Annotated in this window: 12 protein-coding genes and 1 pseudogene; all 13 read right to left on the bottom strand. The window is 44.4% G+C overall.

From position 1 onward, the window contains the following. On the bottom strand, positions 1 to 253 hold a 253-nt coding region (locus tag C6P11_RS03875), incomplete at its 3' end, for a transposase (protein WP_245298287.1). Positions 254 to 335: 82 nt separating this feature from the next. Continuing rightward, complete coding sequence (locus C6P11_RS03870) at positions 336 to 1,400, bottom strand: DUF916 and DUF3324 domain-containing protein (protein ID WP_135518734.1); 1,065 nt, start codon at positions 1,398 to 1,400, stop codon at positions 336 to 338. 263 nt (positions 1,401 to 1,663) lie between these two features. Beyond that, positions 1,664 to 2,854 (bottom strand): acetate/propionate family kinase, encoded by a 1,191-nt coding sequence (locus C6P11_RS03865; RefSeq protein ID WP_135518732.1) that lies wholly within the window; start codon positions 2,852 to 2,854, stop codon positions 1,664 to 1,666. Between the two features lie 112 nt (positions 2,855 to 2,966). Then, complete coding sequence (locus tag C6P11_RS03860) at positions 2,967 to 3,974, bottom strand: class I SAM-dependent methyltransferase (RefSeq protein WP_135518730.1); 1,008 nt, start codon at positions 3,972 to 3,974, stop codon at positions 2,967 to 2,969. 360 nt (positions 3,975 to 4,334) lie between these two features. After that, positions 4,335 to 4,763, bottom strand: a complete 429-nt coding sequence (locus C6P11_RS03855) for a competence type IV pilus minor pilin ComGF (RefSeq protein ID WP_135518728.1) — start codon at positions 4,761 to 4,763, stop codon at positions 4,335 to 4,337. 156 nt (positions 4,764 to 4,919) lie between these two features. Continuing rightward, a complete protein-coding gene (locus tag C6P11_RS03850) occupies positions 4,920 to 5,315 on the bottom strand; it encodes a type II secretion system protein (protein WP_167849520.1) in 396 nt (131 codons plus the stop codon). After that, a complete protein-coding gene (locus tag C6P11_RS03845) occupies positions 5,299 to 5,613 on the bottom strand; it encodes a competence type IV pilus major pilin ComGC (RefSeq protein ID WP_135518724.1) in 315 nt (104 codons plus the stop codon). Before C6P11_RS03845 ends, C6P11_RS03850 begins: the two co-directional genes overlap by 17 nt. Beyond that, on the bottom strand, positions 5,607 to 6,605 hold the full coding sequence (locus tag C6P11_RS03840) for a type II secretion system F family protein (RefSeq protein ID WP_135518722.1): 999 nt from the start codon (positions 6,603 to 6,605) through the stop codon (positions 5,607 to 5,609). The genes C6P11_RS03845 and C6P11_RS03840 overlap by 7 nt, the downstream gene beginning before the upstream one ends. Further along, positions 6,595 to 7,415, bottom strand: a pseudogene (locus tag C6P11_RS11445) (ATPase, T2SS/T4P/T4SS family). Before C6P11_RS11445 ends, C6P11_RS03840 begins: the two are co-directional and overlap by 11 nt. Before the next feature lie 211 nt (positions 7,416 to 7,626). Beyond that, positions 7,627 to 9,081 carry an NCS2 family permease gene (locus C6P11_RS03830; protein ID WP_087044167.1) on the bottom strand — a complete coding sequence of 485 codons (1,455 nt, stop codon included), beginning with the start codon at positions 9,079 to 9,081 and terminating at the stop codon, positions 7,627 to 7,629. Positions 9,082 to 9,354: 273 nt separating this feature from the next. Next, entirely contained in the window at positions 9,355 to 10,077 is a 723-nt protein-coding gene (locus tag C6P11_RS03825) for a YebC/PmpR family DNA-binding transcriptional regulator (protein WP_003608233.1), read from the bottom strand. Between the two features lie 113 nt (positions 10,078 to 10,190). Further along, a complete protein-coding gene (gene recD2 / locus C6P11_RS03820) occupies positions 10,191 to 12,728 on the bottom strand; it encodes an SF1B family DNA helicase RecD2 (protein WP_135518720.1) in 2,538 nt (845 codons plus the stop codon). Next, positions 12,709 to 13,377, bottom strand: coding sequence for a tetratricopeptide repeat protein (locus C6P11_RS03815; protein WP_135518718.1), 669 nt, complete (start codon positions 13,375 to 13,377; stop codon positions 12,709 to 12,711). The genes recD2 and C6P11_RS03815 overlap by 20 nt, the downstream gene beginning before the upstream one ends. Positions 13,378 to 13,382: the final 5 nt, after the last annotated feature.

The following is a 13,382-nucleotide window of genomic DNA, read 5'->3' as shown; positions in this document are numbered from 1 at the left end:
ACTTCGAAAGCAACACCGCGGCTCGTTTTAAAATCTCAAGTTCTTCGCGAAGTTTGGCGTTTTCCTTTTGTAATGCGTTTACATCAGCTTGCGTCCATTTTTCGCCGTCCACTTCGTGGACTGTGTACAATTTGACCCAGTTACGGATTGAATCGGCCGAAGGCCCGTATTCAGCGGCTAGTTCAGTGTAAGAACGCCCTTGGTTGTGCATCTCGACAAGAGACTGCTTAAATTCTGGTGAATATCGAATCATATAAAAAATGCTCCTCTGCTATTAGTTTACAGGGCAGAGAAAAATCTGTCCGTAAATCTAGCATAAGAGCAAACTTACCGTTTTAATTCTTTTCATCATTCTTCACCTCACGTACACCACTCTTTAGACGGCGTAGTTCAGCGGCTTGCTTTCGATTACGTCGTACTAAGTAGGTAATCAACAATACTAATAACAAGAATACCAACAAGAGTAGAAGTGTTTGCCACCAAGCAAAATGACTAACCGTTACGTTTTGCTTATTAATGGCGTGTGCCTTTTGTCCTGAGACATCAAAGCTTTGCTTAAAGTGCCAGTGACCTTCGTTAGCCTTCAAATTAATGTCAGCTACATATTTACCTGGCGCTAACTTTTGACCATCTGCGAACATCATCGTGTAGTCAAAGTGTGAATTTGGTGCTACTTTTTGACTCTTCTTATCTTCTGTTAAGATCTTCTTGTGAGTCTTAGCGTTATAAACAACAGCGTGTGAATTCATATCAGTGATGAATGCAGGCTGGTTATTCTGCAAACGTGCCAATACGGCCGTATGATAATTAACTAGCGCAGCTCGGACTTTACGCATATGTAGGTCCGGTTTCACAGTGTCGTTTGATTCATGCAAAACAACTGCAACATCGTATGCGTAGCGATTTCTGATTTGCATTCCTTTCGCCTTTTGTGAACCCTTATCTGGATCAGTTAAAAATGAAAGCCCTCCAACGGCAACACCATTAAAGTGTGCTGGTTGTACAGCCAACTTAGCTGAAACGACTGTTGAAGAATTGGCCGGAATTGTTACTTCCTTTTGAATCGTAATCATCCGACCAACATTAGCTTTCAGAGAAGAATCAGGCTTAATTTTGTTTTGGCCATATTCAATAACGCCGTTGTCGTTAGTTGAAGCAGGATTTGCACTCATGTGAACACGTAATGGCTTTGCGCTACCATTCATCAATGTCACTTGCAAAGTTTGTTCTTGATTAGGTTGCACATTTAAGTCGTAGTAACCAACCTTAGGGTCAATTTGACTCTCTGGAAAAATTGGATCGACTCCAAGGGCACTATTGTCTGCAAATGCCGTCGTACCGACTTGGCTGACACCAATGGCTAGTGCGACTGCTAATGCAAGTTGTAGTTTTCTTTTCATTCTGACATCCTCCTCTTTCCTTCTTCATACAATAACAAGTGGATTGAATGCTCTGTTCATAACCGCTTTAAAGGGCGTTGTGAACAACGCCTTTTAACTCTTTTTAATCTATCTAAAAATACAATCACCGATATTTTCAGTGTCCTTTTCACGGGCTAACAAAAAACGGCATAGCTTGCTCATCAGAGCAGGCTATGCCGTTTAACTTTTGCATATAAAAAAGTGAGTCCGATAGGAATACCAGACTCACTTTTTACTGTTTATTATTGTTCGTTCTTCAACGTTTCAACGTCACGAGCAATCACGATTTCTTCGTCAGTTGCGACCTTCAAAACCTTAACTGATGAATCGTCCGTTGAGATGATCATCTCATCATCACGTTGCTTGTTTTGCTCTTCGTTCATCTTGATGCCCATGAAGTTCAAGCGCTTGATGATTTCTGAACGCAAGTCATCGGCGTTTTCACCGATACCAGCCGTAAAGACAATAGCATCAAGGCCTTCAAGCTCCATGTAGTATTGACCGATGTAGCGAACAACACGGTCAACGAACATTTGGATAGCCAATTCAGCGTGCTCATTAGTATCACGAACAGCCTTCAAGTCACGCATGTCAGCTGACAACGTTGACACACCCAACAAACCTGACTTCTTGTTCAGGATGTTAAGCATTTCGTCGTTAGTCAAACCTTCGCGCTCCTGGATGTAGTAAACCAATGAAGGATCAACATCACCTGAACGCGTAGCCATCATAACACCTGCCAATGGTGTGAATCCCATTGACGTATCCAATGACTTACCATCCTTGATAGCCGTAATTGAAGCTCCAGCACCCAAGTGCAATGTCACAATCTTCAAGTCTTCCAATGGCTTACCCAAGATTTCGGCAGTGCGGGCTGCAACGTAACGGTGTGACGTTCCGTGGGCACCGTACTTACGTGCACCATACTTCGTGTAGTACTCGTATGGCAAAGCATACAAGTAGTTCTTACGAGGCATCGTTTGGTGGAATGCAGTGTCAAATACAGCTACTGACGTGGCGTTTGGCAACAACTTTTGGAATACACGGATTCCCATTGCGTTAGCTGGGTTGTGCAATGGTGCATAAGCAGCCAAGCGATCAATCTTGTTCAACACTTCGTCATCAACGATAACTGAGTGGTTAAACCACTCACCACCGGCAACGACACGGTGTCCAACACCCGTGATTTCGTTCAAGTCAGCAATGACTTCGTGTTCCTTCAATTGTTCCAATAGCAAGTTAATGGCAGCCTCGTGGTTGTCGATGTCTTGAATCAACTCAAACTTCTCACCGTTGAACTTCAACGTGAAAATTGAATCGCTCAAACCGATTCGTTCAACTTGTCCCTTTGCAATTACCTTTTCTGCTGGCATCTCAATTAATTGAAACTTCAATGATGATGAACCGGCATTAATCGCCATAGTCTTAGCCATGTGTACTTGTCTCCTCTTTTCCAAACGGAATTGTTCAATATCTGCAGATTAGTATATCACAATTTCTTATGAATATCTTGTCAACTATTTCGGACGTGTGTCAGTCGTACGACTACGCGTGTAGCATTTGGTTCGCAGTCATCCATGCTGTCATCTCTGTCACGAAATCTTTGTTCTCTGCAACGTTCGTCAATTCTGGTGTTTTTGCCAACATAACTGGCGTTGCTTGGATAGCATCCCCCCCGGCACGTTGCAAAACTAAGATTGCCTTGGCAGCAGCCTTGTTTGCGAACAGCTTGTCTGGGAATTGCAACAAAGCCTGGAAGTACACGTTTTCTGATTGCAAGTACTTCAACAATGATTGGGCTTGTTCCGTCTCAAATAGATTTGCTGGCACAATAATAGCTGCCATGCCACCCGGTCGCAAAGCGTTAACAGCTTGTTCAATCAACAAATGGTGGACATAAGTCAAACCATCTTCAGCGGTTGTCGCAAAGTGACTTGGCACTTCAGCAGGATAGTAACCGACTGGCAAGTCAGCCACAACAACATCTTGATCAGTTGGCAACTCACTCGCCACCGCGTCGGCCAATGTTAATTGCCAGTCAAAGCCAAGCAATGCTGCCATACCGCTGGCAACCGTTAACATGGTGTCGTCATTCTCGATACCGTTGATTGTCATCGTGTTGCCTTGTTGGGCAAGAACTTGTTGCACAGTGGCCAACAAGTTTCCCGTTCCAACCGTCAAATCAAGTAGCTTTGTCGCCGTGTTCTTGGCTGTAAATTGCTCGGCCAAGAAACCAACCCACATACCAATCGCATCTGGGGTTACTTGATAGTTGGCTTGCAAACCATCTTCACGCATTGTTGCAACCAAAAGCAATTGCAAAACTTGGCGCTTCAATTCAACAGTCATGCCATCAAATGCTGCATCGTCAATCATTGCAACAATTGCCGTACGTTGTTCTTCTGAAAGGGTTGCCCACTCTTCATCTTCTTGGTTCAACATCACTTCAAACATAACAACCAACGCTTCAATTGCTGCCATATCCAAGGCGTCAGCAATTTCCTTTTGGGCTGCCTGTAAATGCTTTACTGCTTTTTCAATTGTCTCAAACATGCGCTCACCTCTTTTTTATACTAACTAACAGTGTAGCAGGTTTCAGCTGTTTCTCAACAATTCTAGGGCTTTACTGGACGATATCGTGGTATCACAACGCGATGTTTCTCAGAGACAAGTACAACTTCTTTAAATGTATCTCTTTCAATGACCGATGGATAGGTCGTTGTGTTACGTGGCATAACAGGCGTTTCTGGGTTGGTCATTAAAAACTACACCGCTTCTCGTCGCTTTGTCCAATTTGTTATCACTAGGTGTCTAACTTGTTGTTGTCGGGTTTGTCCCGCCACCCAAAACGTAAAGCCACTCAAGCAAAGCAACATCAACATTAACGTATGGGCTAACAAGCTCCCCTGCCGCTCATTCATAAAAGGTTATCTCCTGTGTTACGCTAACGCCTTCTTCAAATTCAACAGTCATTTGCACACGTTGTTTCGACAATTGGACAAACGTAACCTTGCGGACCTGATTTAGATACCTCATGTTTCCACCTTGATCGGTTCGCAACACGAGCACCTTAGGTCGGGTACCAAAATAGTATTTTTTGTTCGTTATTTTGCTATATAAAATCAATTGTCGCTTAAAACACGTCTTTAGTGTCAGCCCTGTTTCTGGCGCTTCCAACGACATTATCGTCCGAGCGACCTGCGCTTCACGTTGCTGGTTGTAATTACTCTGGTACTGCTGTTTTAGATTTGTCATCACCAAGCCAAATAAACTTAGCGCCATACTAAAGACCAATAAAGCCACAAGCGTTTCGGATAGGGTGAAGCCCCGTCGCTCAGCCATCGTTGTTGTTCCTCATAATATTGTCGACGTGCTTCTTTCATTTGTGTCTCTTCTGCCATGCGTTGACGGTTGAAATATTGAATCGTTGTCACGATCAGGCAAACTGTCATCGTCGCAAGCAATAATGACACGAGCGCTTCTGACAACAATGCGCCTTTACGTCTCAACATGATAAGTTCCGCCCCCCAATTGAAAGACAACATTTCGTCTTCGCATTGTTTCCTTGTTATAGAGTGAAAAGCTGGTTGGCGCCATCGTGAAAACTTGACAGCGAATCACCTTTTCACCACCAAACCAATTTTCGGGTACTCGAACAATCTGGCCATCAACATTCACATGTTCTTTCTGCACCTGAATATAGAAGGCTTCATTTCGGCCAACCTGTTTTTGCCGTGCAACCATGAACGCTTCGCTAAATTCACGTTCAAATTTCGACCAACTCTGTTTGTCAGGCCTTACCATAAAGGTAAAGCTGGTTACTAGCATGCCCATAACACCTAACACAACAATGCTTTCAATTAGGGTAAATGCCGTTCTACTTCTTGCCGGCAACAACTCGATCTCCCTTTAATGCAATGGCTGCCTTATCAATTTGTGCCAGTTGACCTTCTGACAAATATTCCTTATCGGCCAAATCCTTCAAACTAGCTGGTGCACTACCATTTTCATTACGGTACAAGTCGACTTGTGTTTGAACAGTCTGTACCAACGCTGTTTGTTGCTTACGTTCCGCGAACGCACGCACATGGTTAACGTTTGGCAAGACCAGCAATACCAACAAGCCAATAATAAAAACAGTTGTGACAACTTCAATCAAGGTGAATCCCTTACGCTTGTTTTGCTTTACCATGTCATTAAATCCCCCATATTTTGATACATCGGCATCAACATCAATAGATATAAACCGACAACAACTAAGCCAATTACACCAAAGCATAATGGCTGAATAATCAATAAATAACGACCAATCCGTCGTTCTAATAATTCAAATTTTCGTTCAGCCAGTAGTTGAAACTCCCGACCAATATCTTGTTGCTGCTTGCCCTTTGAAAACAACAATTCGCTTTCCCGGGGAAGCAACGGTACCTTTGCAACAAACTCAGCAATGCTTTCTCCTGCTGTGAGCGACTTTTCGGCCAGTCGACTCACATCTTTTAGGACACCACCTTCATCTAAACTTGCAAAGCACTTAACAATTACCGAAAAACTCACGCCACTCGTTAATAGCAATCCCAATTGTAATGAAATTTGATAATCCAAACTCAATCGTACGACCGGCCCGATTAACGGCAAACGTCGAATCACCACCAATCTCTGTAGCCAAGAATGTCGACGCCACCAAGCCCACCCGGCAACACTGACGCCAATAAATACAAGCGCCATTATAAACAGCACAATCGGTAGACCAGACAACGTTGGCAATGCCATCCCCATGTTCGTAAACTCCGGCAAGAGGAATTGCATAAAGACTGCAAATATCACAGCTAACAAACCAAACAGTACAATCGGATACAACAATAGTTGGCGTAACTTTTGAAGTTGTTGCATGCGACGTCTTTCACGGCTACCAATTTCAGCTAAAATATCCATCAAATTGCCATGCACAACGGCGAAGGCTAATTCACGTCGGATTTCTGCTCGCACATGTGGTGTAACTAACTGATAAAAATGGCGTCCTTCGCGCAGACCAGCAATGATTCGTTGCAAATCCCGCCGTACTTTAGGCAACAATGATTGCAATGCGATTAACGCCTTTTCCAAGTCATAGCCAACGCTAATCAACTGCGCCAATGTCTCAAAAAAATCCACTTGCTCTGCTTTCGACCACCGCTTATTCCGCATGCCACTCAGCCATCCTTTCTTGCAAGTCAGCGCCAGTTAACACGGCTAAGTCTGCTGCGACGCCATCCTCAGTTATGACTAGTTTTTGATGAACCATGCCCGTCATGACTTGGCGCAACGTACCGGCTGGCACCCCAAAATCACGTAAGCGATGCCAAATGCCCAGATGCGACATCGCATGAATCGTACTGATAATTAAGTGGCCACTCAGAGCTGCTTCAACCACAATTTGCGCCGTTTGGGCATCTCGAATTTCACCGATAATCATCACATCCGGATGATGACGCAAGGCAAGCTTCAACAAATCTGGATAATCCAGGCCGCCTTATTCACCTGCAATTGCAAAAAGTTTGGTTGCACCACTTCAACCGGATCCTCAATCGTTAGCACAATTTTCTCTGTCAAATACCGATAGGCTAAATAATGGAGCGTTGTCGTTTTTCCTGACCCCATCTGACCGGCCAACAAAATCAGCCCAGCACCACTCGTCATTGCCTCGCCCACGGCGGCCACATCGCTTTGAGCCGTTAATTGGATATGCTGGTCATCAACAGCGAATATCAGGCGCACAACAATTGATTCACGGTTCAAAAAATCTCCCACACTAGATATCCGTAAATACAGTTGTTCCTGATTAAGGAAATAACACCATCGGCCGAGCTGCGGACGTCGCGTCTCACTAATATCCATTTGGGCTTCGAATTTAATGTGGCGAATCAAGGCTTCTCCATTAGCCGAAGTTAGGGATGCCGATGGTTGAATCCCGGTTGCTGTGTAACAAAACACCCGATAACCTTCTTCACCAGGCATCACGTATAAATCACTTGCCCGCACCTGGGCAGCCGTCTGCACTAACGACGCAAATTGTTTTTGAACGCTCATGTCTCATTCACCTCCTTCGAAAAGAAAGAGTGAAAAGTGACGCAATTTTCCAATTATTTTTTGACTTGTTTTATTTCATAGATTTAATGACAACAAAAAACGCGTGATGCACAAGGCATCACGCGTTAAATTATGTTTATTAATTAATTGCCAACGAAATGAAGTTAAGCAAGAACAGAATAGTCACAACCCACAAAATTGGGCTGATTTGGTTGAACTTGCGCTTCACACTCTTGATCAAAACGTAGAAAATGAAGCCGGCAGCGATACCGTATGAAATTGAGTATGAGAAGGCCATGAAGGCTGATGTAAAGAATGCCGGAATGGCAATTTCAATATCATCCCATGTAATCAACTTAAACTCATTCATCATCATAATACCAACCACAACCAAAATTGGTGCTGTTGCGGCAGATGGAATCACGTTAACCAATGGCGCTGCGATAATAGCAAGCAAGAAACCAATTGAAATGACAACTGATGTCAAACCAGTACGTCCACCAGCCTTGATTCCTGCTGATGCTTCAATAAATGTCGTCGTGTTTGATGTACCAAAAATACCCGCAAACATCGTTGCAAACGTATCAGCAACCAAACCACGATCCATCTTTGACTTGAAGCCCTTACCTTCGTAGAACTCCTTTTGGTCAGCTTCAGAGAAGATACCAGTCGTCATACCAGTTCCGATAAACGTTCCAATGGCATCAAACAATCCTGACAATCCCATTGAGAAGACCGTCAAAACAACAATCAAAACGTGCTTTGGTGACGTGAACATTGACCACAACCCATCAGGTCCAAGGGCTTGACCAAAGATTGAGCCAAAGTCGTGGAACGTTGATGAGAATGATGCCATGGCATCAATGTGTGTGTTTGTCACACCCATTGGAATACCAATGACAGTTGTAATCAAAACTGAAAGCAAGAAGGCACCAGGTACGTTAGCAACAACCAACAATACCAAAATAATCAAACCAATCAAGCCCAACAAAACTGCTGGTTGTGCAAAGGTTGAGATTGATGGCGTCGTCCCACCATTCGCTGTGATACTCTCAATGACCTTGGCACCACCACCTTCAGTAAATGGCTTACCATTCAACGTCATGATGTTTTGTGGATCAACCAAGAAGTTCAAGAAGCCAGCGTTCTTCAAACCAATGTAGGCGATAAACAAACCGATACCAGCAGCAATCGCGTGCTTCAATTGGTCAGGAATAGCCTTCACAATCATTGATCGAACCTTCGTCAATGTGATAATCACATCAACCAGCCCAACTAAGAAAACCATTCCCAATGCTTGCTTCCATGTGTACCCAAGTCCGAAAACAATCGTGTACGTGAACATGGCTTGCATACCAATTGATGGTGCCAATGCATATGGCAAATTAGCAAAAAGTCCTGTGATAAGAGTTCCCACAACGGCTGTCAAAATTGTTGCCAAGAAAACTCCCTGACTTGGCATTCCCGTCATAGACAATACTGATGGGTTCAAGAAAATGATGTATGCCATCGCAACGAATGTTGTAATACCGGCAATCACTTCTGTCCGAACTGTCGTATTGTTCTCTGACAACTTAAAAAAGCGTTCTAACATGCTTATCTCTCCTAATAAAAAATCCCGTATCATTACGGTTCGCCAAATGATACAGGAAAAGAAAACGACGCCAAAAGTAACTACTCTCGGCGTCGTTAACAGTGTCAGGCATATAGCTATACCAGGCACGTTTTGTTCCGAGTCTGTGGCGAAACACGTTAACGACTCAAGTTATTAATAATTGTTTACTACTTTATCGCTTTTTGTTCACATCGTCAACTTTTGCGCCTACAAAAAAACCGACCAAAATTTGGTCGGTTTTTCATGAGATGATTACTCAGCAGTCGTGAAGACAGCTTGTACGTCATCGTTTTCTTCAAGTTCATCAACCAAGCTAGCCAATGATGCTTGCTTATCCTCAGGCACTGCCATTGGGTTTTGTGCAACCATCGTAACTTCGTCGTTGACCAAAGTGTAACCCTTTGCTTCCAAAGCATCACGTACTTCTGGGAATGACTTAGGGTCCGTGTAGATTTCGAATTGGTCATCGTAAGTCTTCATGTCTTCGGCACCAGCCTCCAACATGTCTTCAAACAATTGATCTTCATCGATATCGTTGTCTTCAGTACGCTCGATTTCAATGTAACCCTTACGGTCGAATTGGAATGAAACTGATCCCGTCGTTCCCAATTCACCACCGAAGTGCTTAAACGTTGAACGAACTGAAGCAGCCGTACGGTTGATGTTATCAGTCAAAGCTTGAACCAAAACGGCTACACCGGCTGGTCCGTAACCTTCGTACGTCAACTCTTGGTAGTTAGCGCCACCGGCACCAGAAGCCTTATCCAAGGCACGTTGGATGTTATCCTTAGGCATGTTAGCTGCCTTAGCCTTGTCGATAACCAAACGCAATGAAGCGTTTGAGTCTGGATCTACACCGCCAGCCTTAGCTGCCGTGTACAAATCGCGGGCAAGCTTTTGGAAGATCTTACCACGCTTTGCGTCTTGGGCGTTCTTACGTCCTTGAATGTTATGCCACTTACTGTGTCCTGACATTTCAGAAACCCCTTTTCATTCGAAAATTTATCGCTTAATTTTAGCACAATTCACTAGTGCTTGACTAGTAGATTATAGCACAATGTTCGTGACGTGCTACCGTTACATCCTTATTAAGGCATGAAGTCGTATGGTGTCATGTCTGCCATCCCCACATTTGGGTCAATCGACTCATTCATAATCTTCGCAATCGTTAGCAAATCATCATCGTCATCCGCAACGGCTCGGACAATTTCGTCCACGACCGGCGTATCATCAATTGTTGTGTTTTCTTCATCGATTGGCACAACTGCCACTGGCTTTTGATTAATCGCATTGACCGCTGCCAATGATTTATCATCATCCGGTACATCTGGCAGCTGACCATCTTGCGCTTGTTGCAATCGTTCTTGCAACGTCGTGTGCCGATTAACACCCTCAGTTTCGGCTGCGCGTTGGTAGGCACTAACATCGCCAATAAGGACGAGTGACTCACTAGCACGCGTTAGCCCGGTATACAGCAGATTGCGTTGCAGCATGCGACTAAACGCATTCACAAGTGGCATGATAACCAACTTGTACTCAGCACCTTGTGCTTTGTGAATGGTTGTCGCATATGCCAGTGTCAATTGATTCCAGTTCTGGCGCGTATATTCAACCTCGCCGGTATCAAAAGCCACCGTGATGTTGTCCGTATTATCTTCGTTGCTTTTATCCTTTGCCAACATAATTGCCGTGATGTAACCAATGTCCCCGTTAAACACATTATGTTCAGGATCATTGGCCGTCTGCATGACTTTATCACCCACACGGAAGTTAAACTCTAACTCACCAAGCTTCATGTGAATTTCACGCTTCTTGGGCGTCATCGGATTAAAGATTTCTTGGGCTACGGCATTCAGATTATGAACACCCGCTGGCGTACGATACATGGGCGCCAAAATCTGCATATCAGCAACCGAATTACCGCGTTCCTTCCAACTCGTAGCAATCTGCTCAACCATGCGTGGTACTTGATTTGTCTGCGCCGGGAAAAACGATCGGTCAGACTGGCGCTCGGTAAAGTTTGCTGGCAAGACACCACTCTTCACTGAGCTTGCCAACTCGATAATCGTTGACCCCTTACCCTGACGGTGGATTGTCTCCAACTCACGATAATTCAACAATCCACTGGCCAACAAATCGTAGAAAACTCGACCAGGTCCAACAGAAGGCAATTGATCCTTATCGCCAACCAAAATGACTTGCATGCCACTTGGAATCGCGCGTAGTAATAAGTCGAATAATTGCGTATCCACCATCGACATCTCATCAATCACGAGCAAACGACCGCTTAACTCCTCGATATCAATGTCATCTGTATTTTCACGACCAGTGATACCTAGCAAACGGTGAATTGTCGACGCTGGCATACCAGTAGATTCGGCAAGTCGCTTGGCTGCACGACCAGTTGGCGCCGCTAAGCGAATACTCTCACTAATTTCATCCCACTTCATACCTTCATCTTGTAACAACTTCTTCAACGTTGCTACAACACCATTGATGATGGTCGTCTTTCCTGTACCGGGTCCACCCGTCAGGATAAATAGATTGCTCATCAGAGCCGCAATCATCGCATCACGTTGCACATCATCATACGGAAACGGATTCTCTTCCTCGACTTCCGCGAGTTGCTTCACAACATCAGCGCGTTTGTATTCGCTATTCTTCGTTTTGCTTAAACGGACCATGCGTTGGGCAATTTCACGTTCAGCTTCAAATAGCGCCTTAATGTATAAATTCTGTCCGTCAGCAATTACGATGCCATCAGACGTCAAGGTTAACAATGCACGCTTAATTAACGCTGGATCAATGCGGGCATTTTGAGAACGTTCTAGAATTTGTTGCGTGGTTTGTAGCAACGCTTCCACTTGCATAAACGTATCACCAGACTCAAATGTTGCCTGGTTAATCGCTGAAATAACCCCCGCTTGGATACGACGCGCGTCCAACGCATCAATTCCCTGCTGCGCTGCTAAACGATCGATACGAGCAAATGAAACGCCCTCAATATCGATAACCATTTGATAAGGGTTAGTTTTTAAAATCTGTAAAGTTTGCTGCTGATACTTTTGGTAAATCACAGTGGCGAGGGCTGAACCGAAACCGTAATCGTTAAGCGCAATGATGGCGCGTTCCATACCGTCGGATTGTTGCAACTGCTTCACGATGACTTCTTGCAATTTGGTTGAAATACCCGTTTCAATCAAGACGTCTGGTGATTCCAGAATTTTATCAATCGCTTCAATACCAAGGTCGTCAACAATCTTCGTTGCCGTTGCTTTTCCAACCCCCGGAAACTGGTCACCTGATAAATAAGCAACCAACCCAGACGTTGTACTAGCCGCCTGACGTTGATAGTTTTGAGCTGCAAACTGGACCCCATAACGCGCGTGCGTCGTTAGCCGACCCTTAAACTCATAACTAGCCCCAATTTGAATATCACCAAAACTACCAGTCACCGTTAGTTCAGTATCATCATAATCGAAGTTTTGTTCGGCTACTTCGATAATCATGACTTTATAAAAAGAATCTTGGGCAGCAAACAGAATATTCTTCACTTGCCCAGTGACGGTCGGCGTTTCATCCGATGCCGCTGGGCCATCGAACAAACTAGTTTGACTCTGACTCATCTACACGACTCCCTGATAGTAGTTGTACGATTTCATCCAATCGTTGGGCTTGGGCGCGGTATCGTTCCATATCAATCATTTCAGCCGTTGCTGACCATTGATTTTCACGGTCACCATCAACGATTGCGATAATCCCACGACCGAAATTAGCGTCAAAATTCATTGGGTCCACATGAATAGCGTCATTAAATGCAGCCGTTGCCTTATCCATGTTTTGCAAACCAAGCCAAATGTTACCAAGTAGCACTTGGGCGGCAACGTCTTCTGGTTGTTGCTCTACCGCCGTCAACGCAAATACCAATGCCTTTTGTAATTGATTTTGTGCATACCATGCTTGGGCTTGCATAACCGTTGCATCATGCAAAATCTCTAAATCTGTGATCTTAGCGAAAAACTCATTCGCACGTGCATAATCACCAGCCACGTAATAAACATTTCCAGCAGCGTACAACAAATTTTGCAACGCTTCATCATTCGCTTGGAACAAGCCCAAGCTCTTCAAAGCCAATTCTTCTGCTTCCACAAGATTTTCCGTGGCAACCAAAACAGCCACCAAGTCTGCATAGGCTTGCCAGTTGTCTGGGTTAGCGTTAATGTCACTTACCAAGCGGGCGATATCTGCTTGTGCTGCATTTTCTGGTTGCGTCATCTTAA

The organism is Weissella confusa (genome assembly GCF_004766315.1).
Lineage (GTDB): Bacteria > Bacillota > Bacilli > Lactobacillales > Lactobacillaceae > Weissella > Weissella confusa_A.
This window is presented reverse-complemented; position numbering and strand designations above follow the sequence as displayed.